Annotated in this window: 31 protein-coding genes; all 31 read right to left on the bottom strand. The window is 61.4% G+C overall.

The features are described 5' to 3' along the window. Positions 1-14: 14 nt before the first annotated feature. The 31 genes from HV796_RS11170 to HV796_RS11020 all read right to left on the bottom strand — a co-directional run bounded on the left by HV796_RS11170 (position 15) and on the right by HV796_RS11020 (position 22883). The gene (locus HV796_RS11170) at positions 15-230 is read right to left on the bottom strand and encodes a hypothetical protein (RefSeq protein WP_175226540.1); all 216 of its coding nucleotides are present in this window, start codon (positions 228-230) and stop codon (positions 15-17) included. Further along, the gene (locus HV796_RS11165; protein ID WP_175226539.1) at positions 217-426 is read right to left on the bottom strand and encodes a hypothetical protein; all 210 of its coding nucleotides are present in this window, start codon (positions 424-426) and stop codon (positions 217-219) included. The genes HV796_RS11170 and HV796_RS11165 overlap by 14 nt, the downstream gene beginning before the upstream one ends. A gap of 330 nt (positions 427-756) precedes the next feature. Then, positions 757-2193, bottom strand: coding sequence for a hypothetical protein (locus HV796_RS11160; protein WP_175226538.1), 1437 nt, complete (start codon positions 2191-2193; stop codon positions 757-759). A gap of 117 nt (positions 2194-2310) precedes the next feature. Then, positions 2311-2799, bottom strand: a complete 489-nt coding sequence (locus HV796_RS11155) for a hypothetical protein (protein WP_175226537.1) — start codon at positions 2797-2799, stop codon at positions 2311-2313. Next, positions 2796-3188, bottom strand: a complete 393-nt coding sequence (locus tag HV796_RS11150) for a hypothetical protein (RefSeq protein ID WP_175226536.1) — start codon at positions 3186-3188, stop codon at positions 2796-2798. Before HV796_RS11150 ends, HV796_RS11155 begins: the two co-directional genes overlap by 4 nt. A 12-nt stretch (positions 3189-3200) precedes the next feature. Then, complete coding sequence (locus HV796_RS11145; protein ID WP_175226535.1) at positions 3201-3719, bottom strand: hypothetical protein; 519 nt, start codon at positions 3717-3719, stop codon at positions 3201-3203. A 217-nt stretch (positions 3720-3936) separates the two neighbouring features. Continuing rightward, entirely contained in the window at positions 3937-4599 is a 663-nt protein-coding gene (locus HV796_RS11140; RefSeq protein ID WP_175226534.1) for a hypothetical protein, read from the bottom strand. A 275-nt stretch (positions 4600-4874) separates the two neighbouring features. Then, on the bottom strand, positions 4875-5513 hold the full coding sequence (locus tag HV796_RS11135; RefSeq protein WP_175226533.1) for a hypothetical protein: 639 nt from the start codon (positions 5511-5513) through the stop codon (positions 4875-4877). A gap of 424 nt (positions 5514-5937) precedes the next feature. Further along, positions 5938-6285: a hypothetical protein gene (locus HV796_RS11130; protein ID WP_175226532.1), complete on the bottom strand. Its 348-nt coding sequence runs from the start codon at positions 6283-6285 to the stop codon at positions 5938-5940. Between the two features lie 338 nt (positions 6286-6623). Continuing rightward, positions 6624-6836, bottom strand: coding sequence for a hypothetical protein (locus HV796_RS11125; RefSeq protein WP_175226531.1), 213 nt, complete (start codon positions 6834-6836; stop codon positions 6624-6626). A 69-nt stretch (positions 6837-6905) separates the two neighbouring features. Then, complete coding sequence (locus HV796_RS11120) at positions 6906-7730, bottom strand: hypothetical protein (protein ID WP_175226530.1); 825 nt, start codon at positions 7728-7730, stop codon at positions 6906-6908. Between the two features lie 15 nt (positions 7731-7745). Next, entirely contained in the window at positions 7746-8111 is a 366-nt protein-coding gene (locus tag HV796_RS11115; protein WP_175226529.1) for a hypothetical protein, read from the bottom strand. Between the two features lie 105 nt (positions 8112-8216). Then, positions 8217-8762 carry a hypothetical protein gene (locus HV796_RS11110; protein ID WP_175226528.1) on the bottom strand — a complete coding sequence of 182 codons (546 nt, stop codon included), beginning with the start codon at positions 8760-8762 and terminating at the stop codon, positions 8217-8219. 11 nt (positions 8763-8773) lie between these two features. After that, positions 8774-9172: a DUF4326 domain-containing protein gene (locus HV796_RS11105; RefSeq protein ID WP_175226527.1), complete on the bottom strand. Its 399-nt coding sequence runs from the start codon at positions 9170-9172 to the stop codon at positions 8774-8776. Positions 9173-9248: 76 nt separating this feature from the next. Then, on the bottom strand, positions 9249-9863 hold the full coding sequence (locus tag HV796_RS11100) for a hypothetical protein (RefSeq protein ID WP_175226526.1): 615 nt from the start codon (positions 9861-9863) through the stop codon (positions 9249-9251). Positions 9864-10032: 169 nt separating this feature from the next. After that, positions 10033-10245 (bottom strand): hypothetical protein, encoded by a 213-nt coding sequence (locus HV796_RS11095; RefSeq protein WP_175226525.1) that lies wholly within the window; start codon positions 10243-10245, stop codon positions 10033-10035. A 22-nt stretch (positions 10246-10267) separates the two neighbouring features. Then, entirely contained in the window at positions 10268-10825 is a 558-nt protein-coding gene (locus HV796_RS11090; protein WP_246355804.1) for a hypothetical protein, read from the bottom strand. A 97-nt stretch (positions 10826-10922) separates the two neighbouring features. Continuing rightward, on the bottom strand, positions 10923-11390 hold the full coding sequence (locus tag HV796_RS11085; protein WP_175226523.1) for a hypothetical protein: 468 nt from the start codon (positions 11388-11390) through the stop codon (positions 10923-10925). 10 nt (positions 11391-11400) lie between these two features. Then, complete coding sequence (locus HV796_RS11080; protein ID WP_175226522.1) at positions 11401-11676, bottom strand: hypothetical protein; 276 nt, start codon at positions 11674-11676, stop codon at positions 11401-11403. 133 nt (positions 11677-11809) lie between these two features. Then, positions 11810-12184, bottom strand: coding sequence for a hypothetical protein (locus tag HV796_RS11075; protein ID WP_175226521.1), 375 nt, complete (start codon positions 12182-12184; stop codon positions 11810-11812). A 266-nt stretch (positions 12185-12450) separates the two neighbouring features. Next, the gene (locus tag HV796_RS11070) at positions 12451-13194 is read right to left on the bottom strand and encodes a VWA domain-containing protein (RefSeq protein ID WP_175226520.1); all 744 of its coding nucleotides are present in this window, start codon (positions 13192-13194) and stop codon (positions 12451-12453) included. Further along, positions 13185-14228: a hypothetical protein gene (locus HV796_RS11065; RefSeq protein ID WP_175226519.1), complete on the bottom strand. Its 1044-nt coding sequence runs from the start codon at positions 14226-14228 to the stop codon at positions 13185-13187. Before HV796_RS11065 ends, HV796_RS11070 begins: the two co-directional genes overlap by 10 nt. Before the next feature lie 33 nt (positions 14229-14261). Further along, positions 14262-14900, bottom strand: a complete 639-nt coding sequence (locus tag HV796_RS11060; RefSeq protein WP_175226518.1) for a TerD family protein — start codon at positions 14898-14900, stop codon at positions 14262-14264. 8 nt (positions 14901-14908) lie between these two features. Next, positions 14909-16126, bottom strand: coding sequence for a hypothetical protein (locus tag HV796_RS11055; protein ID WP_175226517.1), 1218 nt, complete (start codon positions 16124-16126; stop codon positions 14909-14911). 9 nt (positions 16127-16135) lie between these two features. Then, positions 16136-16864, bottom strand: a complete 729-nt coding sequence (locus HV796_RS11050; protein ID WP_175226516.1) for a YjbE family putative metal transport protein — start codon at positions 16862-16864, stop codon at positions 16136-16138. Positions 16865-16890: 26 nt separating this feature from the next. Then, the gene (locus HV796_RS11045) at positions 16891-17580 is read right to left on the bottom strand and encodes a TerC family protein (protein ID WP_175226515.1); all 690 of its coding nucleotides are present in this window, start codon (positions 17578-17580) and stop codon (positions 16891-16893) included. A 66-nt stretch (positions 17581-17646) separates the two neighbouring features. Then, positions 17647-17919, bottom strand: coding sequence for a hypothetical protein (locus tag HV796_RS11040; protein ID WP_175226514.1), 273 nt, complete (start codon positions 17917-17919; stop codon positions 17647-17649). 409 nt (positions 17920-18328) lie between these two features. Continuing rightward, positions 18329-19462, bottom strand: coding sequence for a DNA-methyltransferase (locus HV796_RS11035; RefSeq protein WP_175226513.1), 1134 nt, complete (start codon positions 19460-19462; stop codon positions 18329-18331). 71 nt (positions 19463-19533) lie between these two features. Further along, positions 19534-21111, bottom strand: a complete 1578-nt coding sequence (locus tag HV796_RS11030) for a methyl-accepting chemotaxis protein (RefSeq protein WP_175226512.1) — start codon at positions 21109-21111, stop codon at positions 19534-19536. 66 nt (positions 21112-21177) lie between these two features. Continuing rightward, positions 21178-21654: an aconitase X swivel domain-containing protein gene (locus HV796_RS11025; RefSeq protein WP_175226511.1), complete on the bottom strand. Its 477-nt coding sequence runs from the start codon at positions 21652-21654 to the stop codon at positions 21178-21180. Continuing rightward, positions 21651-22883, bottom strand: coding sequence for an aconitase X (locus tag HV796_RS11020; protein WP_175226510.1), 1233 nt, complete (start codon positions 22881-22883; stop codon positions 21651-21653). Before HV796_RS11020 ends, HV796_RS11025 begins: the two co-directional genes overlap by 4 nt. Positions 22884-22930 lie beyond the last annotated feature (47 nt).

Genomic DNA, 22930 nt, shown 5'->3' with positions numbered 1-22930 from the left:
TTCGCTGTTCCTCTTCAAATCCACGATTCGACGATCTTCGCGTCATCGCTCGGATCTCGCGGCAGCCGATACAGACCGGCCGGTAGCTTCGCGCGCACCTCGTCCAGCGTTCTTCCCAGCCGAAGTTCTGACGTCGGCCGATCGAGGAACCACTTCCGCGCAACGAACCAATCCGGAATATCGCTTGGTTTGTCGTAGATCACCCAGATCGGTAACTCATTCGCTTGCACGATTTTTCCTCGGGCTATTGATCGACGGCGTGCAAGCAGGTGACTGGACCGAGCTCCTGGATTCGAGAACCTGCTGGAAACGTCGACGCAGTTCGTTACGCTGCCGGACATATTCCGGGTCATGCTCACCGGTGTCGTGCTGAAGAATCCGGAAGGCTTCGTCCAGCAAGGCTTCCACGAGCGCTTTCGAGTCCACGATCCTTCTCCTCTATTTCCAGCACACCTTGCAACGACCAGAGTCCGGCACTTCGTCCCGCCAGTCCCTCATGACGAACTTGTGAGGGTTACGCCCCAACAACGCATGACAGTCGGCATGCCGATGTAATTTCAAGATCCCGAGATACGACCTCAAGCTGTCGCTCGCGCTCGCGTAGAACACGGCTACCTTGCCCGGACCATCCTCTCCGATATCTTTCAGCGGGCCGGTGTGTCGAGCCGTTACGCTTTTCCTAACGGCCATCTTCAGTCTCCAGTGTGGAATAGGCGCAATCCAGCCCGTACCCTCGTGTGCTTGGCGATTCAATGCTCAATCGGTCCGAGATGCGGCGGCTTTCGCGGTCGACGGTCTAGCAAGGAACGCGCACATGCGCGCGAGTACCCGCTCTGTCTCGTCGCTTGTCGGCAAGTCATGGGCAACGTGCGTGCGACCACCCGGCTCGGCAATCATCCAGCCAGCGGAGAACGGATGAATGGTCCAGCCTTGCAGCACTGTGTATCGGTGCGGCGTGACAATCCTGCCCGCATCCGCGTCAAGCGCATTTAGGCGGCGACGTACTTCGGCCTTCAGCTTCGCCACGGCCTCACCTACGCTCAGCCCGAGATGTAGATCGGCACCTTCATGCATATCGAGCATCGGTTCAGGCCAGAAATCGCACGTCGTCAACCGTCCCACATCACGTCCGTCCAGAACGTGGCCGAGCAATGCGCTGCGGAACGCGAAGCCCATCTCGAATGCATCCCACAAGGTCACCTTGCGTTCCGACGAAGCCGGCGGCACGCCAGTCTGCGCGGGCAATGCCTGCTCACCAGTGTGCGCCGCGCGGGCCGCCGGTGTACCCGTCGATCGCGCCCAGCGGAGTGCTTCGCCGACCTGGGTTGCATTGAGCGACTGCGAGGCACCCATGCCAAGCGCGAACCGGATGGCACGGCCGATCGGGTTGCGGCTGTCGAGATTATGGTAAAGCACCCAGAGCAGTGCCGCCCGCCCCCAGTCGGTGAACTCCGGTTCGGTGACAGGTTCTGCGAGCAGCCTCACGCAACGCTCGAGCGCGCTCGCGTCGTCGACGTTAATCGTCAGAGGTTCCTGACGGGATGCGGAGCGCAGGATGCGACCGACGAGATCGCGCAAAGCATCGACTTCTGCGCTCACCACCCGCCCGCCAGCGTCCCGCATGACGCCAGAGCCTGGAAGTACGGAAAGGAGAGCGCCGAATGTCGCTCCGACGGCAGCCGTGTCGCCGTCCTTACGCGCATCGCCGTATTCAATGACGCGTTGCGCGAGTTCGGTGAGCGACACGGTCGCATCCTGCTCGGTCGGCATCGCCCGCATCAGGAGCTCGATCTCGTGCATACAGGCGCGGGCACCGCTTGCATCGCCCGCCCAGTCCCTCGATTCGTACTCGCTGGCCTTCTTCAGGCATGCGTGCAGACCTGCGTTGAGGCCCTTTGCGTATGCGCAGGACCGTGCGATTGCGATCGCTGCAGCTGCGGTGACGGGTGCTGCATACACGGGCTCCGTGTTCATCTGCTCGGGCGCATCGGAAAGCGTCGCCGTCTCCCAGTCTTTCGATCCAGCCGCCACTTCCGGTGTCACATAGCCGATAGCCTCGCCCGGGAATTGCAACGACGCATGCTCCAGCGCCGTTATCGCCTGCTGGATTGCTACCTGGTTTCCGGCCGGGACGCCCGTCCAGTCGAGATGCTTCAGTACCTGTGCAACATTGGAAATGTCGATCGCGTTCATGTCTTCGATTCGTGTTGACCCGGACAGTCCGGGGTTTCATGGACCACCATACCGGGGAGGCCCCTTAAATCAAGGCCAGCTCACGCGCCGCAGATGTGCCGGCGCCGACCGGGGCGGCTACCGCTTGCTGTCGTTTAGCCGTCGCCCGATGTTCCCGTGCCCCGCAGCCGCGGCGATGATTTCGTGCGCGACGCGGAAGTAGTCACCCGGGGTATCGAACGTGCGGAGCGCGATCGGCCCATCCTCGTTCCAGTCCGTAAAATGCTCGACCACCGCGCGCTGAAGCGCTTCCCACGCCGTTTGTTCTTCCCACTCGGGCTCGTAGTAGCCGACGGTCTCGCCGACCATCACCGTTCCCGGCCATGGCTGCCAGGGCTCACTCATCACGATCCAGTTGCGCCCGTGCCTGGGCTTGTATTTGAATGAAGCGCGATCCCGTTTGCCGTGACCGACGCTCATCCGGTCCCAATGCTTGAAGTCGTGGCCGCCGACGCTGGTGTAGGAGTTGCACGAGTCATCCGCCTGGAACTGCTCGCGGTTATCCCCGAGTAGAGGCAGGAGCGGCGCCGCGCGCTTCGATAGCTTTTTCAGGATGCGAAGGTTCACGATTCGCCTCCTGAGGCCAGCGCGCTGGCAGCCGTCATCGCCGCTCGCGCAATGCTCGACTGGTTCCCTTCTCGAGCGCGATTGCCCTTCGTGCTGCGGGAATGCCGCCTCCTCTTGCTCCCGGTCGGCTTCGGATCCTCCGCTGTATCACCGTCGAGCGTGATCGTCACCGGGCCGTTGCGCATATCGCCCGTCATGCGCCCGCTGAGGGCACTCTTCTCGGTGTCGGTCAGGTTGCGCCACTTGGAGATGCAGTAGTCGCCCACGAGCAGACCGCGCGGTGCGGGGCCCTGCATTTCTCCAACGGAAATTCCGCGCTCGCCGCACCACTTCTCGGCGGCACGACACGCTTCGAAGTCGCCCGCCTGATCGAAAACGATGGTCACCATACGGCGCTCTCCTCAGGATTCGGGCTGCCGGCGAACCCCGGACAGCGTCTCGCGATGGACCGTTGAAGCGAATGCCAGCAGATCCGCATAGCTGATAGCGCTTATGCCGCCGCGGCGAGCCTCAATGAACTGGTCGACCATCGGCCGCACAATCGAGATCTCAGCCATGACAACGTCGAGCGGACGCTCCAGCGGACCAGCCGGCGACAGTGCCTTCCGCGCTTTCTGGCCCGCGCCTTCGACCCGGGGCCGGTCAAAGCCCTGGCGAGCGACGACCACCGCGCACTCCCCAGACTCCCCTACGATGGAACGGGCAAGCGCGGCGTGCACGTATTCGATGTCGTTGTCATTCTGCTTATCTACGCACCACGAGACTTCATGGAGGCTCGCGAATTCGAGCTCCCCGGGCGGCATGTCACCGAGATTCAGGTATATGCGCTGCGGCGCGTTCTTTACGCTCGTATCCATCGTCCTCTTCTCAATGAGTTTGGCGGCCTTGCGGCACTTGCGGTGCCCGGAGCTGAAGTCCACGATACCCGCCGGCCCGGTCAAATCAAGATGGCAGTAGCAGCCATCGCGCGCGGGCAGATCTACCTGGGTTGATCCGCATCGATATACTTCCTGACAGGAAGTCGTGATGTGATTCTATCCTGCGGCACGATTCAGGCAAAAAAAATGCCGCTCCCTTGAAGGGAACGGCAATCAGAGTCGCAGGTTGGAAAGTGAAGGTGAAACGGAACATCCGGGATCAATCCATGACCAGGCAGTTCCTGCCCGTTTGAGATCTGAGCCGGGCGAGAATTTCCGTATTCGACTCCCTAGCTCCGTTCGGATCACTGTCGCAGGGACGGTTCGCAATGGCGGTGATTCCGCCCGGATCGAACACAACGACCCGACCGTGAATACGGCCGATGTTGTCCACTCCCATATCTCCCCACTCAAAGCCTTTCGTGCGTAACACCTCGCGCATCCGCAATGCATCCGCATCCGAAACGGATGCGGTATCCGCGAGTTCCGTCAGCTCATACCGGAGGTATCCAACCGTACCGGCCTCCAGAGGCTGCAACACTTCCGGAATGTCTGGCCGACTGGTGAGCTCACCAGTGCCCAAACGCAGCACCTTGTTTTCACCGGCCTTCAAGACGACCGACGACGCGCCGCCGCTCAAAGGTGCCAACGTGTCGATTCCGATTTCACGGATGCGATCCGCCAGCGCCCCAAAATCTCGCGACTGGAGAATCACCTGAGCAATCGGGTCTGGCCACTCCCCGACATACGCCCCGAAACTGACTTTCCGGGTCGACGCGAGCAAAGCGTCTCGCAGGGACCTGCGGGGGTACGTCTGCACCCGCTCAACCCGACTTGCAGCTCGGCCCGAGTGAGGCTGGACCGGTTCGATGTAAATGTTCATAGACCTGCTCCTGAAGTTCGCGAAGCAGGTTCCCGGCGGGAATTGCCCCGCTGGGTTAGATGTGCACTATCGTGCGATTGAATCGCGGTGTGTCCCGCCGGCTGGATGTCGGCCCAGCTGCCGTCAACGAGAACTTTGAATATACCGCAATTTCCTGTCAGGAAGTTAGCGGCGCTTGAAAGCCGGCCACGCCGAATGATTAGCGATCGACGACGCGCGCTAGCCGCTCAGAGTGGCGGCGCGTGTCCTATCTTCTGGAAACGATCCGCCAGCACTCACACGTTGGCTTCGGCTTCGACCATATGTCGCCAGCACGCTCGGGAACCGTAGATGTCGAGCGCCAACGCCGCGTCTTTCGAGTCCTGCAGGTCGAAGCACATCTGCTGCGACGCGCACGCGACAAGCCTTATCCATGGGTCAACGAGATAGCGATCGTCAACGACCGCAAAATCATGTCCACCCGGATGGATCTCCTCACGCGCGACACGCGACGCCGGATTGTCAGTGTTCGCAAATCCGAAGATGCGCGTGCGGCCTTTCAGCTTCCGCGCAACCTGTACGGCGTAATTCGTACAGGTGATCGCCGATGTCTCGTCCGGAAAGACTGAATACATATCGGGACACTTGTCTCCCAAGCGGGCGAACATGGACTCACTTTCTTCAAGCGAGTAGCGCTCTCCGCGCTCACCACGAAAGAACACGCCAAGCGCTTCATCCGTTCCGAAATGCTCTTCGATGTACTCCAGCGTTTTCTGATCTTCAGCCTGAACCATGGCCAACAAAGAGGAGGATTGGGAAGTAACTCTGTGGACCCGTTGCCAGCGCCGGGCCCGAGACATGATCTGCACGGTACGCCGGCCGCTCTCAACATCAACGCCTGTTTCTCGTTGTCGCTGGGCCGTCCGGGGCTTCATGGAAATCACAATACAGCGGAATCGATTCAGTTCAAGATCAGCTCGTACGCCTCGAGACTGTCAGCAGCATCCCGAATTCCAACCGTGTGTTGTCTGCGATCGCACGCCACCGATTTCGACACTTCGCTGCCAATACCATGTGCCGCACGAGGTGGAAGTAGTCTTGCGGAATAGGCGCGCCCGCCGAGGTCATTGGATCGGCGGGGACTCTTACCGCTTGAACAGCAAGGAGGATGAATTCCGCGGGGGTGCGCGGTCACGACTCGACGAGGGACTTTCCGTCATGAAATACCGGACTAAGAGGGTTTCTAGCTGGCTGCGAGAACTGTTCTCACCAGTGGGCCCGTTCGGTTGCTGGCTCGCCAGTCTCGCGTCCAGCCCGTCCGACGAATGAATGCAACGGGGCTCGTGGCCCCTGGGTCAATCAGATAACGACCGTCGGTGTCCCGCGCACGCTCTGCGGAATGAGCGCATGTTCAGTGACGGCGTATTCAATGCTGCCGACGGTGCCTATCCGCGTGAAGCCGTAGGCCGCGCCGTTCACTTCGACATCGACGCTTTGGGTCCCACGAAGGATTGCGTCGAGCTCGGACACGAGGACTGCGCCTGCCACCCCGGGCAGCGGAACGACAGCGCCATCGGACTTTCGTCGACCGGAGGCGGTATACGATTCACCCCCGCTCCGGATCCAGATCGTCGTGTAGACACCGCCGATCAGCTGATTGAAGGGCGCCTGATTAACAAGGGCATTGAGAGCGGCTACCTGAGGCATACGTTGTCCCGTAAGTTTGCTAAGCGTTGTCGTGATAATTCAAGATGGAAGAATTCCACGCGATCCGGTGAAACGATTTTCCGCGGGCGACATGGAAGCCCGGACCAAACCGAACTGAGTTTCGTGACCGAACGTGCGTATCGTGCGTGTTTCGGGAAGTCTCGACAAGGCCCCAGTGCGTCGATGCGACACGCGAGGTCAACGCCGCCTCCGGGAGGACGGCTCAGCCGCGCCTCCCATTCCGCCAGGACATCTTGTGATCCGTGTACCGAGCGCCGTCGCCGTAGTAACGCCGAACCTCTCGCGGCGGGAGCAGGTCCACCACCTCCAGTGTTTCACTACCGCCGCCGATCGTAGCGGTTCCTCGCGACCTCCGGCAAGGCGTCCCTTCCAACGATCGCTTCGGCGAGGTCGGCCGCCCTGTTCCAGCCGATCGCCATTTGCCGCTGGATGTGAGCGATGCACACGCCATCTAAAGCGATGATCTGTCTTGCCTGGCTCAGCTCGCTTGCGGTTAGCGGCAAAAGCGCGGCCCTTTCGAAAATGCCCATGTCTTCTGCCCTCTGACATCACTTCTGTTCAGCCCGACTCCGGCGCCCGTCATTGCCTGTTTCATCGCATCACCTCCCCGCGAGGCAGCTACGCTCGATCTCGCGTTCACACGCGGCTGCCAATTCCTCGTCCTGGTAGCTCCGCGCAACCGACAGGATCGACTGGACGATGCTGTTTCGATAACGCGCATCACCCGAAACCCCGCGTCCCAGCATGTCGAGCGCATCGCCGAGCCGACGTTCCGGCACATCTGCTTCGGGATTGCCCACGTTATCCGGCGCGGTGTTGCCCAGCTGCGCTGTCAACGCGGCTCCGGGATGCCCGCTCTTACCCTCCTGGAGCATCGAGTCGACGATTCGCCTCCCGATGCGCCTGAGATCCGCATGCGCGCACTTTCTCAGATCAGGGAGTCTGATGATGGTCGCACTCGCCTCGTAGGCCGACACCGCCTTTCCAGCGATCGCCCCGTGCGCGATGATCCAACGGGGCTTGATGGTATCAACCAGATACGGAAGGATGCAGACCCCTTGCGCCGGCGCCGCGAGCAATTCGTCCCGGGTGTCCGTCGACACCCCGAAAACATTAGTCTCCAGGCAGCGTAGCGGCGCGCAACTCTTGACTAACACCTCGAGCGCCCTGCGCGAGTGGGCAATCTCGGGCCTTCCACGCGATCGCCGATAGTCGCCGTACTCGGACATGAAGCGGGCCTTGTCGACCCCGCTGCTGTCATCCCAATACGTCCAGAACTCGCTAGCGAGCCTTGCCGCGCGATTGTTGCCGACGATGAACACACTACAGTCGAGAGGCGATCCGTCGCAGACAAACGGCCGCACGGGCTCCCCCGGCTTCGCCATCTTGCGGAGCTCGTCCGCGAAAGCTTTGAGACTGTCCATAGCGCTGTCGTGTTCCTAGTCGAATGAATGCAGCAGTTCGGTCCTGTACTTCCGCTCAACCCCTTGCGCGATCTCAACGACCTCCACCTCGCGCACGCCTTGAAGTTCGCGCGACAGACTGGCGTGTATGTAGCAATTGAAGACGAGACGGATGCCGAGGCCTTCACGCACGAATCCCAGCAGGAAGGGGTAGCCTCCATCATTCACCGCGAGGAACGCGTCAATCCTGGTGTCGGGCATCGAGTCAGCATGCTTGAGGGTGACGAAGAAGCCAGCCTCCCTCAAGAAAAGCTCGTGTTTATAGCCTCGCTCCATCGCGAGGAGCATCTCTGCATAGCATGTCGGGATTGGCCGACCATCTGGACTTCGGGCGTCGTTCACGACCTTTTCCCATGCGTTAAATGCTACTGATCCTGGATTCGGGTACGCCGGAAGCATTGGGCACTGCGCCGGCCGCGTGCCACGTAGTTTCATATCCGGAAGCGATCAGGTCCCAGCGATTCGAAACGAGTCGGTTTCGTCGTCTCGCAGCCAGCGCCGACCTTTACCCCAGACGTCCTCGAACGGGATCCCGCCCGCCCTCATGACAAATTCCGCAGGATCGAAGCGGCGGCACGACCGGATGCCCGACTGGATCAGATCGAACAGATCCATTGGCGCGCCGATCGTACGCAACGCGCGGACCGTGTTCGTATTCGAGTCGACCAGCATGATGAGCACAACATTGCTATCCGGCCTCTCCTTCGCCCACGCCTGCATCACGTCGACATGGGCGGCAATCGGCGCTGTCAGCGGCCAGACACTGCCACCGCCCGTACGCAATGCGAGCATCAGCATGCCCACCGGCAGTTCCGGGGTCTGCAGCAGCGCGAGGGCATGCGGAATGCCCTGCACGTCTGCGATATCCTCATCAGACACCTCGGGCAACTGCAGTACTATCGTCAGCACGTCATGGACGATAGTCGCGGCCAGCGCCATCTCACCCCGTCCGGGCGAGTCGAGCGGCGAGGCCTCACCTACCGCAATTGTCATTGCGCGCACATTCATATTTTCGTTTTCCCGACCAAGCCTCTTCGGGTATCTGGATTACGTGGTTGATTGTCTAAATCTGGTCTTTGTTCGATCAGCCGCGCCAGTGATATGTCAGTACCCTCTGGCGCGGCGACGCAATGCCATGCCGCCAAAAAGCGCGCCTGCAAGCATCCGAGATTCTTCCCGCGGAGCTCAGCACGCGCGGCCGCGACGAGCCGGTCATTCAGAGGCGCGAAGCCGAGATAGAGGCTCCATGCATGCCGACGATCCTGTACGATGCACCCAGGCAGAAGCGGAGCTTCTTTGCCGACGACGAACGGATTGCCCCACTTCGTCGTGCGGTCCACCTTGACGGTATTCGGGGGCATGCGCCAGCCCTTGGTCCGCTTTAGTTGTAGGCGCTCCGGCATACGAATCCTTTGGCCTGTCACGTCGGGGCACAGTTATCCCGCCTGAAGTAGCGAAGCAAGGCTTTCAACGTCTCGTTCATCGGGTTCCCCGCTCCCCGCCCACGCCGGGTCCTGTGCTGCCTGCGCGCAAATTCAGGCGACGACTGTTTTCTTCGCATACCGCGACGATATCCTGATACAACCCCATCCCGACCAGTTCTTGTATGCACAGGCTGGGGGCGCGAAAGAAGACATCGGACATGTCCTCGATCGTGAACGCTTCGGAGCCCTCCCACATCCTCCTTGCCACGGCCCTTTCGGAGTCCCTGAACGGATGCGTTGACTGGCCGTTTCCCCCGTGACCCGGGCTGATAAAGCGACTTTTCTCGCCCGTGCCTTCGGCAAACCCCGGGCCGAGGTCCACTCCACCCGCCGCCTCAAATCGCGCAGGCGTATATTTCGCAGCGACCTTCTTCAGCCCCGCCCAGAGATCCTTGAGATCGTCGGTCACGGAAGACGATGAGGCCGGCCCTGAAAAGGCACATTCAAATGCCGTCAGAAGAAGCGTTCCGAGCTTCACGAATGTCCAGAAAATATCGGACTGGAGAATCAGCACGAACTGCCGCAGCAAGTCCTTGTCCGGGTTCACGCCCTGCAGCGCGAACAGAAACCCAATTGCAACGGCATAGAAGAAGTTTTTGACGAGAGGCATGAGTGACTCCGTTTGTAGGGGGCTTAAGTTGGTTACCAGGATGAGCGCCGCGGCTCTCTGATCTCTTTTCCTGTGGCCGGCTGTACGATGCGCTACGCTGCATGGTCAGCGTCTGCCACACGTTCATAGGTGACCGGCGCCTGAGCACCGGCCGGATTCCACGTGCCCTTCAATCTCTGCGATGTCCGAGACACACACCATTGGCGTCCTGCTGATCACAGTCGTCACCGGTGAATACCGTCTTGCCAGCCGCCTGCATGAGCACCAGCTTGGCACGCAATTCGACACCGGTGCCCGGTGAAAGTGTTTCTTCCAGTTCGGCATCTGACATCGCCAGCAAGCTCACGATCGGGATATGAATGTGATACGTAGTTGATGCCATGATGTCTTCCCGTGTAACTGCGTTATCGGACATCTTCGACGTAACGCGAAGCAGACGCTGCAGATTCGTACCGCCATGACTCGATAACCGCCGACAATCGCGCCACCGCCAGATTCTTGTCCCGATCGCACATGAGTTCGTAGATGGCAAGCATCTTCCCTAACCAGTTGGCGTGCCCGCGATTGCCACACGGTTGCTGCACAACGGCCGTCAGTTGGTCAGCACGCTCACGAGACAGCGTGTGCAGACTCCATGCAAACTCGAGCATCTGGCCCAAGGACATCGTGCCGCGACTGGAAACGTCGCCTCCATGAGCGGTGACTTGATCGATTTCGTAGTCATACAGCGGAATCTCATAAACACCCTTACGATCTGTCACGTCCTTTCTGAGCCTGGAGGCAATCGTATCCAGCACGTGAGCATCGTGCGTGTGGTGATAGTTCCGGTTGATGTCCTCGCGAATCGCCTCGAGGCTCATTGAAACTGCCCCGGCGAGGATGGAGTAATCGGAGCTCACCTGCTTCAAGTCTCCAGCAACACGGTCCGCCGCTTCACTATCCCTGAGCAGGCGGTTGGCCATGTACCGCTGGTTCGACCGGTATGCTCGAACCAACGTCAACACCGTAAGACCAAGCAGAGCGTTGCACGCGATCGAGATACAAAGGTAGTAGACCATGTCAATTCTCGCTATGTGCCTTGCTTCCCCGTTCCCCGCCGAGCAGCGGCTCGATAAATTCGACCTGCCGAAATTCACAGAGCCCAATGAAATCGGCTTTACCAAACGCGTGGATATAGGAGATCCCCCTGGCACTCACCATGAACACTTCATCTTTCCGGTGCAGTGTGTATTGCGTGCGCGCGATGTCCCGTACGGTCCCAACGCCAGGCATGTCGTAATCGACGATACAGATGATGCTGGCCTTGCTGGCTAACGCGGCGAGGCGCTCGTAATCTCTCGAGCCCGCATACCCAGCAAGCACGAATTCCGGCGGCTGTTCCGCCAGACCCTGCGTCATGGCGCTGTGGTCCGGCATCGGCAACCTGCTCTGAGCGTTGCCTCCCTCGACGGCGGCGCCGGCGAGCGCACGCCCTTTGACGATCGCGCTGTCGATCTGTGCAGGAGCCCCAATAGCCTTCTCCAACATCGTCGTTCTCCTATTCCAGTCCCGATATCCCGGGCGATCTGATGCCGTCCTCGTAGAACGCCCGCGCGGCCTCCGAGTAGTACCCGACCTTCCCGCAAAGCCTGTATTTCATACGGCGCAGGTCGATATCGTCCATGGTCGAAAATGCAATGCGCTCAACCTCGACGGCCTCGTTTCCGCTCGGGTCAATCCACTGGTTTTCGACGGGCCGCTGCTCGGTGTGCGGGCACGCCGCCTGTTCTTGTGTCGCCATCCTGCTCTCTCCCGTTGGGCTGATCGCGATCACGCGTCAATCCTGTTCGACCGGAACCGCAAGCAGTTCCGTGCGCGCTCGAGCTCGTCGCCATCGCGCAGCAGGTTCGGGATTGTCTACTTGCCTAAGCACGGCCCCCGCCGGAGCGCGGCGGCGGTGTCTGCCCTTACAACTCGACGCTGGTGTTTCCGTTGACCGCCTGGACGATCAGCCGCGCGAGATGGAGCGCATCGGTCATGTCGGTCACGCCTACGTCCACGCTGACCCTGCCGATCCTTTCAGCGCTAGGGAGCACCGATGCGCCCTCGATATGAAACGTTACGGAGAAAGCGTTGCTCTCGCCGTCCGACCAGTCGAATCCGAGCAGTTCGCCGCTACCGTACCGATACGGCATCAGCGAGACTTTCCGCGGGCAGGCAGGCAAGCAGGCTTCGATGGCCTTCCTGATGTCCTCAACAAAACGCTTCGCCTCGGAACCGGGCACCGGATTGTTTTCCGGGCCGGCCCCGATCAAGACCTCGCTACGGACTTCCGTGTTCATCCTGCATCCTCGCGTTACGCACCAGATGAAGGGTATTGAGAGCGGGGCCGGACAGCAATTACGAATGAGCGCTCATGCGGGCACGTTTCACCTGTTGTGCAATTCGATGTTCCTGACACGACTTCAGCCGGTCGCGGTCCGATCCGGCCACGTGGCTCAAGCCGCCGCTCATTGCGTATCGAGACAGTCGCCCGCGCCACGATCCGCTGGTGCGTGATCGGCCAAGCCGCCGGCGTCGAAATCGCCTCGACACCGGCCCGCCGCGCTTACGATTTCAGCCAGTCGATCAGCTCGTCGGTGATCAGCGCCTCATTAAACTGATCATCGGTCAACTGGACGAAGCTGCGCAGGTTCGAGATACCGTAGAAGCCGACGTTGCCGAACATGTCGCCCAGCCGTTCGATGAAGGGGAATTGCGACCCCTGGTTCGACACGCCGAGGAAGATGAAGTACACCTCGTCCTTCCTCTGCTCGGATGCGCGGAGCACCTCGATCGTGCGCTGCTGGTCGGTGTTCTCGCCGTCCGTGATGACCATGACGAGGCTCTTGCGCTTCTCGCCGCTCGCGATGACGCGATCCTTCTGTCCAAACAGCTTGCCGAGGAAACCAGCTTTTTCGACGACCTGAGCCCAGCCGAAGTGGGCGAGATAGCTCTCGACTACGTAGGAGTAGTCGGTGCCGCCTTTCCAGCCGTCGACGCGGCCGATCACGTGCTTCTTGACGAAACCTTCGAGGTTCTCAACGGTGATCGGCCCGACGTCGTGCACGTGATGCGGGCCGTCCGAAAACGTGAAGCAGTCGATTTTTTTGTCCGGGTCGAAGGCCAGCGCCCACGGTATCAGGCGCGTGATGAGCGTGTTCGTGATGCCGTCGACGTGCTCGTCCTCGAACGAGCCGGACACGTCGAGGCCTAGACCGACTTCGAGTTCCGGCGGCGTGTGGATGCCAGCCTTTTGCAGATTGAGTTTGAGAGCGGCGGTTGCCTTTTCCAGATTGAGGGTCAATGCCATGTACGGCTCCTTTCGAAGAGTTGAGTGAGATTGCTGAGTGCTTCACGCGCGAGGTAGCGATCCGTGTCGGTCGGCTTGTCGGGCAGCGCCGCGATTTGCGTTACCACCGACGGAAGCTTGACCAGCACGCCGTCCTGGATCAGGACAGCGAGCTCGCGCAGCCCTGCTTCCTGCTGCTGGAGGTGCAACCTGTTCTCCTGGGCCAACGTCTGCGACGCCGTGAGCGCCATCAGGCGGGACTGCAGGAGATGCGCCGAGTCGTTACGGCTCATGCCATCGAGCAGGTACTGTCCCGCGACGAAGCGGGACTGCAGTTCCTCCACCGCAGTGGCATAGCGCCGGTGCAGTTCCGCAATGCTGTCCAGCATCCGTCGTAGCTCGTCGCCGGCGCGATTCAGCAGCGTTTCGAGGTGACTGATCTCGGTCGAGTGCTGCTGCCATACCGTGTGTGCCGACTTCCGGAAAAAGCCCCCTTCCATCGCGCCCAGCACGTCGGTGAGAATCTCGTGCAGGCGGGCGACGTGGGCCGATGCGTCGCGCCGCCCTGGGGATTCGAGTAGCGCAACCTGATCCTTCAGAGCGGCGTTGACGGTCGATTGCTCGGCCACGCCAAAGGTCAGCCAGTCCGTCTCGCCCGCGGCGGCGTTTCCGTAGCCAAGCAATGCCGCGCGGGCGCGAGCGAGTACGTCCGGTTTGGCATCCGGGAAGCGACGCGCCAGCGTTTCCAGCGGCACGGCTTTCGCTGACGCGCCGCCGATGCCCGACACCGCGATCGGGACACGGGGCGCAGAGCGAATGGCAGGCGCTTGCGGATCCGCTGCCGGCGCCGGGCGCGACGCCTCGGCACCAATCCTTGTAGGAGCGATCGGGCCGTGGCGCGGTTGCGCCGGCCCGGCGGGTCCCGCCGCCGCTGCCGGTTGTCCGCCCGGCATCGCGGTCGGACTGATCCTCGTCGGCGTCAAAGACGGCGAGGTCTTTTCCTGCCCTTCACTGGGCAACCCGTCGTCATCTTTGCCGCCGCCGATCGTCGTCACCGGAATCACCATTACCGAAGTGCCTCGCGCCGATCAGGAGAAGTGCTCGAGCACGCCGTTGAAATCGACGTTGAAACCGGCGGCGATGCCTTCGAAGGACGACGCCCCATCGTTCTCGATCACGATCGAGCCCATGTGGACGCCGACAAACTGGCCGAACTCGGTCGATAGGGAAACGTTGAGCAGCGGCCTGCCGTTGCCGTCCTCGACGATGACGCGCGGGTTTGCCACCGACTTGAATGTCTTGCCCGACGATTGCGGGTGAATCATCGCGATCAGCGGAATCTCGAGCTGGCCGGCAGCCGGCGGCGCGAGCCGGTCGGGCTGGATCACGATGTATTCGTCGTCGCCGTCCGCGTTGCCGTCGCGTGCGTCCGGGCTATGTACGAGCGCGCCGCCCCGGATCGAGAACGTCCGGTCGGCCGCTTGCGCGATCGTGCCGACCTGCTGACCGCTAACGGTACGCACCACGTTGTACGTGGAAAGGATGTCGTCGAGGCTCGAGACCTTGGCGCCGCCGCCGGTGTTCGTGGCCACGAACGCGTGCAGGTCGAGGTCGGTATCGCCGTCCCACGACAGGCGGACCTTGAACAGGTCGCCCTTGCTGAGATTAAGCGCCAGCTTCGGTGCTTCATCGCCGGGTTTGGTGAGATTCAGAACGAGTGAGCTCATGGTTCTCCTCAGTAGGATTGCGGCACGAGAGGGGCCGCGGGGTTGACTTTCATGCCGAGCGCCAGGAGGTCCTGGCGAACGCCGGCAAGGGTGTTGCGGGCTTCTTCGAACTTCGCCTGGTTACTGACCCGCGCGTTCTCGACGATCGTTTGCAGCGCCTGCGTATCGGCGACAACGCGCTTCAGGCTGTTGGCCTGCTCGACGCGGTTGTTGCCCGGCGCTTGCGCCGCGTTGGTAACCACGCCCTGCATGAGGTGGGCACGCACCTCCTGGAGGTTGTTGTCGAGATTTGCGCCCGACTCGGCGAGACGTTGCACGTTCTGGATCATCTGCGTGCCGTTGATCGTAATCAGCGTCATGCGGATGCTGGCGAAGCGATCGCCCATCGTCGTGACAACTTCCTGCACGGTCGAGATGGCCGCGTTCTGGACCTGCCGGATGACGATCTGCTCGGCCGGCATTCGCGTCATCATCGTTTCGCGGGCCACCGCGACCGATTCGAGCGACTGCAGCTTGTCCTGTATTTCCTGCTGGCGGGCGAGATCCGGGCCGGCGGCCGCGAGCAGCGCCGGCGCCTCGGCCTTGGCCTTCTTCAATACGTTCTGCAGGAAGACCGTCTCTTCCGCGAACGCCACGAAAATGCCCCGGTACTCGTTCTTCATCGACTCGAGTTCGAGTAGTTCCGCACCAAGATTCTTCAGTTCCAGCGTGAGCTTGCCCTCCATGCCTTCCACGACGTCCGAGAGCGTCTTTGACTTCTTCTTCGCGTCGCGACTGAGGTCCTCGTACACGCGGTTCAGGACGCGAACGCGGCTGCGCTTGCTAAGCATCCCGCGCAGCCGGTCGATGACGCTCGGTTTGGCGTTCAGGATGCTGTCCGCGAGCTCGCCCAGCCGCTCCTTCGCGACGGCCTCATCGAGCGCCGGGATCAGCTTGAAGATCTGCGGGCTTTCGGCGCGGTTGATGCGGGTGAGGTAGGCGTCGAGGATGCGGTTCAGCGCGAGCGTCGGCTCCGCGCCGAGCGTGGCGATCTGCTCCTGCCTGATCTGCGCGAAGTCGAATGACCCGACGCGCTGCCGGATCTTCGCGATCTGCTCGGGCTGCAGTTGAACCGGGAAGTTCGCGGGCAGCGTGAGCCCCTGAACCACGTCGATTGCGGCGGGCGTGAGCGTTGGCGAAAGCGAAAGGTACGGCGAGGATGTCACGCCGAAGCTGGTCGGTTGCATGGCGGCTCCTTAGACGGTGGCGTCGGCCTGTTGATGTTGCTTGTGCCCGGCCCGGCGGCGCATGAGGTACGCGGCGCAAACGACGAGCATGAAACCGGCGAGATTGGCGAGCGGCACGGCGTAGCCGGCGAGCGGCAGAGACGCACGGTCAGCGACCCCAGAGAGCAGCGCGTCGGAAAGGATCATTTCCGCGCCGACCCATCCGAGCAGCCCGCCTCCGAACCAGATGATCGCGGGAATGCGGTCCATGAGGGACGTCAGAATGCCCGCGCCGAAGACAATCACGGGGATGCTCACGCACACGCCTGCCACCGCGTACAGAGTGCTGTGCGCGGTCGAGCTGTGCGCCGCAGCGGCCACGGCGAGCACGTTGTCGAGGCTCATCATCAGATCGGCGACGACGATCGTCCAGACGGCCGCCAGCACCTTCTCGTGCTGCTTGACGCTCGGATCATCGTCGTCGCTTGCGACCAGCAGCTTGTAGCCGATGTAAAGAAGGTAAGCGCCCGCGGCGATCTTGAGATACGGGATATCCATCAGGTAGTTCGCGGCAGCGAGCAGCGCGCCTCGTAGCACGACCGCGCCGAGCGTTCCGAGCAGCAGTGCGCGAAGCCGCAGAGCGGCCGGCAACGCAGCGCATGCCAGTGCGATCACGACGGCGTTATCGACGCCGAGCATGATGTCGAGCACGATGATCTTGAGAATCGCGCTCCAGTCGATCACGGAAAGGAAGGTCATAGCGGCCCCGTTTGTTGGATGAAAAGTCAGTTGAGGTTCAGGGCCCGCGAACGAGCGGCCCTCCGGTTTGCGATGCGGGCGACAAGAACGACTGCACAAAAACCCACGATTTGCGCGACAGGTACTTCCCTGCCCGCAATCGGGACGTCGGAGAGGTAACGGAAGGATTCGAGGTGTTGCTCGGATAGGGCAAGGTCGACGCCGACCCAGCCAAGGAGGCCGGCGCCGATCCACATCACGACCGGTAGCCGTTCGATGACCGTGGCCATAAGGCTGGCGCCGAACATGACGACCGGAATGCTCAGGCAGACTCCGGCCACGCCGTATGCGATGCCGTTGTGCGGCAGCTGTCGCGTGATCGCACTGATGGCTAGAACGTTGTCTATGCTCATCAGCACATCGCCGAGCGCGATGGCCCTGATCGCAGAACCGATGCTCGTGAACCCGGTCCCGTTTGCTGGCATCGCGCTCGTCTGGGTCAGCAACTGATAGCCGGCAAAGCAGAGATACGCGCCACCGATTGCCCGGATGTATGGCAGGCCGATCACGTGGCGCAGAATCGCGAGCAGCGCCGCACGCAGAGCGATGGCAGCCGCGCCGCCGAGCATCATTGCCTGACGCCGTTGCGGCGACGGAAGCGCCGCGCAGGACGGTGCCGCAACGGCCGCATTGTTGGCGCTCAGGGTGAGGTCCAGCAACGCGATTTGCGCAATCACGGCCCAGTTGACCAGCGTGAAGTAACCGAGGAAGGCAGTTGTGTTTGTCATCATGTATCCCGGCCGTCAGCCCTTGCGCCAGCCTTGCTCGACCATTTCGCGGTACGGCCGCACGTCGAAATCGTCTTGGGGTTCCTCGGTGAAAACCTGCAGGACATCCGGCTCATTGATTGCCCACATGACCTGCTCGACGACGAGGAAGCTGCCGGCGGGCGTTACCTGTAGTGACATGCCAGTCACCGGGACAAACGGGAGATCGACCTCGATCTTCAGGTTCTCAACTTCGTACTTGGCCGTCCGGGTTGACGGCTTCGAGAAATGGTGGATAACTGCCTTCATCCGTTAGGTCTTCGCTTGGGTTAATTCGTGCCAGGAACTATCTGGCTTAACCCTACCGGATCGTCTCGCTGTTTCAAGAGCCCTCAGATCGAGCCACATGCTCGCCACGGCGCTAAGTCGACACTCGTGTCGGTGATGCGCATAATTCCCGACAGGAAGCGAGAATTGCCGCTGATTCGCCTACGTCAAGCCCGAAGTTTACGGAGCGTTCCTGGAAGTAGAAACGGCGAATGAGAGCCCATCCGGCGATGTTTCGTGCGAGCTAAAGGCGTTTGGCGCTGGAGTCACGCCAGCAAAAAGAAAAGCCCGCTGCTCCGAAGAGACAGCAGGCCTGAAATGCAGATCCTGTCTGTGGATCGCTTCCGATGCGGGTCACTATTGGTGCTGAGGGCTCTTGACCGCCCTATGGCTACGCGACGTTGAACAGATCCGCGTTGTCTGCCCGGGCTGGGTGCTCAACGCGACGCGCCTCGGCCTGCCAGACCGCGAGACTTTCGTCGCATACGCCCGGCAACGGAGATACCGTGTCTGGCCGCGCCGCCGCGATGCGCGCCGCACGCAGATCCTCGTAGAAGAGGTCCGCGCCGATGAAATGCCGCCCGGTTTCTACCGCCGCCACCGCGCTCGATCCGCTGCCGCAGAATGTGTCACAGACGACGTCACCCGGGTTTGTATAGAGCAGAATCGCGCGTCTTGGTAGCGCAACCGGGAACTGCGCTGGGTGGTCGCCGTGTTTCCGTTCCGGATGGTTGTGACGCACTTGACCGATATCGTCCCAGACGTCAGTCGGATGCGCGCCCAGGGGACTGCCCGACAACTTGCCGCGGTTCGGCCCCTTGTACGCACGCTTGCCAGGATTTTTCTGCGGTGTACGCGCGGGTGTCGGATTGAAGACGGCCGGCTCGCCCTTGCTGAATACCAGTACCATTTCATGCCGACCGGCAAGTCTTCGTTTCGGCGTCAACCCGTGCTGCGACGTCAAGACTATTCGGTCCTGAAACGTGAGGCCTGCCGCACGCAGGTTTTCGAAGAGCATTACGTCCATTGGCATGAGTCGTTCCTGCCAGTCAACGGTCTTGCCGACGTTCAGACATACGACGCCGCCCGCCTTGAGCGTGCGCCCGATCTCGCTGACCACCTGCATTAGCCAGCCGTGAAAATAGACATAGCGCATGCGGTCGGCCGCAATGCCGTCTCCATATTGCTTGCCTATGTTGTACGGCGTGCTCGTGACGTGGAGCGACACTGAGTCATCCGGGATTGCCTCGAGGAAGTCGAGCACGTCCGCCCTGACCGTGGTATCCATCATCGACTGGAACGTTTCCCACTGGCGCTTGCGGCGCTGGTCGGCACGCTCCCGAATGCGTGCTTCGGTCTTGCGCGTACCGGTGGCAAGCGCCAACGCATAGATGCGACCGCGCGACCACCCCGTCGTCAGTGCGACCTGTTCATAGGTGTGAGTGGCGAGCAGCGATAGGACACGCTGGGCTTCTGCGGGAAGCGGCCGGAGGGTGGGTACGGAGGGAGTGATGGTTGCGCGCATGAGTCAATTCTGCGCGCAACCGGATCATGTTCAAGACGTGCTGGCTATCCAGCTATCGGCCAGAACAAAGCTCAGAACGCCATCTGTGGTGTGCCGCCGAGCTTGAACACGTCCACTGCTCCGAGCAGTTCCCTTGCCTGATGGGACATTGAGTGAGCCGCGGCTGATGCTTCTTCGACGAGCGCTGCGTTTTGCTGCGTGACCTGATCCATTTGAGCGACAGCGCGATTGATCTGCTCGATGCCAACACTTTGCTCCTCAGAGGCCGCTGAGATCTCGCTCATGATATCCGTCACGCGCCGCACCGACTGGACAATCTCCCTGATGGTCTCGCCAGCTTCATCGACGAGATTCGTCCCGGCGCCTACACGCTCCCGCGACTCGTTGATCAATTCCTTGATCTCCTTCGCGGCGTTCGCGCTTCGCTGCGCGAGCGTACGTACTTCGGCGGCTACGACGGCGAACCCTCGCCCCTGTTCGCCGGCGCGAGCCGCTTCCACCGCCGCATTAAGCGCAAGAATGTTCGTCTGGAACGCGATGCCTTCGACGACACCGATGATTTCCGCGACTTTCGCCGAACTGTCGGATATCCCGTGCATGGTGTCCACCACCCGTCCGATCACGTCGCCGCCGCGCTGCGCGACCTGCGATGCTGCGCCGGCAAGCGTGGTTGCCTGACGCGCGTTATCGGCGTTCTGCCGCACGGTCGCGGTTAGCTGCTCCATGCTCGAGGCCGTTTCTTCGAGCGATGCAGCCTGCTCCTCGGTGCGCTGCGACAGATCGGTGTTGCCCTGAGCGATTTCGCCGGCAGAAGCCGAAATGGAGGCGCTCGAGTCCTTGATGCCACGTACGATCGACTGCAACTGGTCTCTCATCACGCCAAGCGAATGCATAAGACTCGATCGGTCGCCAGCTCTCAACGGCACCGTGATGCCGACGTTGCCGCTCGCAATCGTTTCCGCGATCGCCGCGGCGACACGTGGTTCGCCGCCCAGTTGTCGGGAGAGCCTGCGTGCGATCCCCATTGCCAGGGCGAATGCAACCAGCACGGCAGTCGCAGCTAGCCCAATGATCAGGACGATGGCTCGCGAAAAAGCGGCCTCTGCCGCCTGCCCTTCTTCCACCGCCTGCTGAAGGTCCGAATCGACCAACGCCAGCACGTCCTTTTCCATCGACTTGCGCAATGCGTTCGCCGGGCCGTGAAGCAGCTCAATCGCCTCGGCTTGCTTACGCTGCTTCGCGAGTTCGCGGACCTTCTGGTCAAAATCGTAGTACTGCGGCGTCATCGTGTGCAGACGCTCGAAGGCGGCTTTCTGCTCCGGCGACGTTGCGAGATGCTCGTATTGCCCTGCCACCTTGTCATAATCCGTTATAGCGGCACCGAGGATCTGATCCGAACTGTGGTCGCCCTCGGCGGACGTCGATGCCACGGCGCCCCACTCTCCAATACGGATCGCGCGCAGGCCCGCGAGCATCTGCAGACCGTGTTCCACCGACGGCAACTGATCATCGCGCAGATTGACGACGTGCTGATTCTCGGTCCTCACCTCGACAAGTCCTATCGCACCAACCAGGACGAGCAGGACCATCACCGCTGAAAAACCCAGCAGCAGCTGGGTGAATACCGTAGCGTTCTTAAACCACTGCATCTTTTTCTGCTCCCTTGCGTAGTTGTGCTGGCTCAATACCGCGTTGAGCGGCGCAACGCGCCCCGCTCAACGTGGGTCGACGAACCGGACCGTCGGCAATGATCCCGCTTCAACGGTCGCCTGGTGCGCTCGGCCTTCGAGCACGCGCAGCGTTTTTGCACCAGGGTCCACTTCCACCAATGCGCCATGCGGCACCAGAGACGTGACGTCTGCATCGAAACCCGCCAGCATGCTGATTCCGCCGAGCGCCGCGCCTTGTGCCAGTATCGGATTAACGCTATTGAATACAAGTGCTAGCGGCACCATGTCCCGCGACTGCATCTCCTTGAGCATCCATGCGCTCGCCACGCCGCCCTTTGCGGTATCGAGAACGAGGACCTTGCCAATGTAGGACTGACCGGCCAGCTTATGAGCCGGCCGCGAGAAGACGCCGCGCAGACGGTTGAGGTCATAACGCGCCGAAAAGCCATCGTTGGCCACCAGTGCCTCGCCAGACACTTTTCGGCCCATCGCGTGGCGCGCGGTAAGAAGCAGTTCGGTCATTGCAGTTCCCCTCTTTCCGCGGCCTGCACGCATGCCTCCATCGACGCAAGCATGGGCGCGTAGCCGTATCCACCAAGAATGTTGACGAGTTTCGCGCTGTTCGTCGCAAGGCGCTTCCACCCTTTGGCTTCTGCGATCTCTCGCGCGTATGACTGGTAAAAGCACATGCCCGCAAGCACGGTGCCGCCTGCCGCTTCGATGCGCCTCGTAATGCCGAAGCGATCGCAGTCCGGTTTGACCTGCGGGCTCGTGACGGCAAGCAGCGGAACCTTGAACTGGCGACCGTCACAGAGCGCAGCAAGCGCGCGAAGCTCGTAAAGGCTCAACTGAGGCGCGGAGAACACGACGACATCAACGTTCCTGTCTACGCGATAGCTCTGGATCAGCGCCTCGACGTCCGCGCGGCCAACGAGTTGTGGAGCCAGTTTTTCACCCCCGGTGTCCAGAAGTGTCTGCGCTTCCGGGGTGACGCCGACCATATGGAACATCGCGACCGAGCCGAAGCTTGCCATCGCGGCGCCGAAGTGCTTCAGTTCGTCGGACGTCGGCGCCCGGTCGATGCCGTCGATCACAGGCACCTGCCAGTAGTTGCCGGCGAGCCGGCCGATCACACCTCCAAGGGCACCCCATTCGTCGAGCTTGCGCGGCGTCCAGTCGACCTGAACGCGCAGCGTGGCCTGACGCCGCGCTTCGAGATGAAAGCCATAGCGCGGTGTACGGCCTGTCAGTCCCGCGGACAGTGCGGACGGTCCACCTTCGAAATTCGAACGCGCACCGCACACCGAGTTCGAGTAGATGACGACGCCGGTGTCGCCGAAGGCAACGTGCTCTCCGCGTGTTGCGGCAAGCACCGTTTGATAGTTAATGCAGGTGTCCGTCATGGCGACACCGAGCTTCTCGAACGCGGCGATGGCGCGACGTTCGAGCTCGAGCATCCAGCTCGCCTGGCCAAGATCGTCCGCATGCGTAAAGTCTGTGCCCCGCGGGTCGGTAATGGTCGGCACGCGTACCTGGTTCCTGCCGTCCCTCGCGTCGGCAAGTTTCTCGAGCCACATGACGCCAGCCTGACCGAGAGATTCGGTATCGGCCATGATGTGCGCCTGCGTTACTGGCACGAAGTCACGTGCGCCGAAGAAGTCGCCGACCTGGATCTGGTGTTCCAGCGCAAGTTTTGCTATCTCGCCCATTTCGCCGGCGAGCATCGCTTTTTCTTCGTCATCAAGTTGCATGGTTGGAGTCCTGAAGGGAGCTACGAATCGAACAGTCCTGACCAGAT

This window comes from Paraburkholderia humisilvae (genome assembly GCF_902859855.1).
Classification (GTDB): Bacteria; Pseudomonadota; Gammaproteobacteria; order Burkholderiales; family Burkholderiaceae; genus Paraburkholderia; species Paraburkholderia humisilvae.
This window is presented reverse-complemented; position numbering and strand designations above follow the sequence as displayed.

Coding starts and splice junctions, on each gene's coding strand:
- HV796_RS11160 (WP_175226538.1), bottom strand. CDS start 2,193: ATGAACGCGATCGACATTTCCAATGTTGCACAGGTACTGAAGCATCTC.
- HV796_RS11150 (WP_175226536.1), bottom strand. CDS start 3,188: ATGGTGACCATCGTTTTCGATCAGGCGGGCGACTTCGAAGCGTGTCGT.
- HV796_RS11140 (WP_175226534.1), bottom strand. CDS start 4,599: ATGAACATTTACATCGAACCGGTCCAGCCTCACTCGGGCCGAGCTGCA.
- HV796_RS11135 (WP_175226533.1), bottom strand. CDS start 5,513: ATGAAGCCCCGGACGGCCCAGCGACAACGAGAAACAGGCGTTGATGTT.
- HV796_RS11130 (WP_175226532.1), bottom strand. CDS start 6,285: ATGCCTCAGGTAGCCGCTCTCAATGCCCTTGTTAATCAGGCGCCCTTC.
- HV796_RS11125 (WP_175226531.1), bottom strand. CDS start 6,836: ATGGGCATTTTCGAAAGGGCCGCGCTTTTGCCGCTAACCGCAAGCGAG.
- HV796_RS11120 (WP_175226530.1), bottom strand. CDS start 7,730: ATGGACAGTCTCAAAGCTTTCGCGGACGAGCTCCGCAAGATGGCGAAG.
- HV796_RS11110 (WP_175226528.1), bottom strand. CDS start 8,762: ATGACAATTGCGGTAGGTGAGGCCTCGCCGCTCGACTCGCCCGGACGG.
- HV796_RS11105 (WP_175226527.1), bottom strand. CDS start 9,172: ATGCCGGAGCGCCTACAACTAAAGCGGACCAAGGGCTGGCGCATGCCC.
- HV796_RS11100 (WP_175226526.1), bottom strand. CDS start 9,863: ATGCCTCTCGTCAAAAACTTCTTCTATGCCGTTGCAATTGGGTTTCTG.
- HV796_RS11095 (WP_175226525.1), bottom strand. CDS start 10,245: ATGGCATCAACTACGTATCACATTCATATCCCGATCGTGAGCTTGCTG.
- HV796_RS11090 (WP_246355804.1), bottom strand. CDS start 10,825: ATGGCCAACCGCCTGCTCAGGGATAGTGAAGCGGCGGACCGTGTTGCT.
- HV796_RS11085 (WP_175226523.1), bottom strand. CDS start 11,390: ATGTTGGAGAAGGCTATTGGGGCTCCTGCACAGATCGACAGCGCGATC.
- HV796_RS11075 (WP_175226521.1), bottom strand. CDS start 12,184: ATGAACACGGAAGTCCGTAGCGAGGTCTTGATCGGGGCCGGCCCGGAA.
- HV796_RS11070 (WP_175226520.1), bottom strand. CDS start 13,194: ATGGCATTGACCCTCAATCTGGAAAAGGCAACCGCCGCTCTCAAACTC.
- HV796_RS11060 (WP_175226518.1), bottom strand. CDS start 14,900: ATGAGCTCACTCGTTCTGAATCTCACCAAACCCGGCGATGAAGCACCG.
- HV796_RS11055 (WP_175226517.1), bottom strand. CDS start 16,126: ATGCAACCGACCAGCTTCGGCGTGACATCCTCGCCGTACCTTTCGCTT.
- HV796_RS11050 (WP_175226516.1), bottom strand. CDS start 16,864: ATGACCTTCCTTTCCGTGATCGACTGGAGCGCGATTCTCAAGATCATC.
- HV796_RS11040 (WP_175226514.1), bottom strand. CDS start 17,919: ATGAAGGCAGTTATCCACCATTTCTCGAAGCCGTCAACCCGGACGGCC.
- HV796_RS11035 (WP_175226513.1), bottom strand. CDS start 19,462: ATGCGCGCAACCATCACTCCCTCCGTACCCACCCTCCGGCCGCTTCCC.
- HV796_RS11030 (WP_175226512.1), bottom strand. CDS start 21,111: ATGCAGTGGTTTAAGAACGCTACGGTATTCACCCAGCTGCTGCTGGGT.
- HV796_RS11025 (WP_175226511.1), bottom strand. CDS start 21,654: ATGACCGAACTGCTTCTTACCGCGCGCCACGCGATGGGCCGAAAAGTG.
- HV796_RS11020 (WP_175226510.1), bottom strand. CDS start 22,883: ATGCAACTTGATGACGAAGAAAAAGCGATGCTCGCCGGCGAAATGGGC.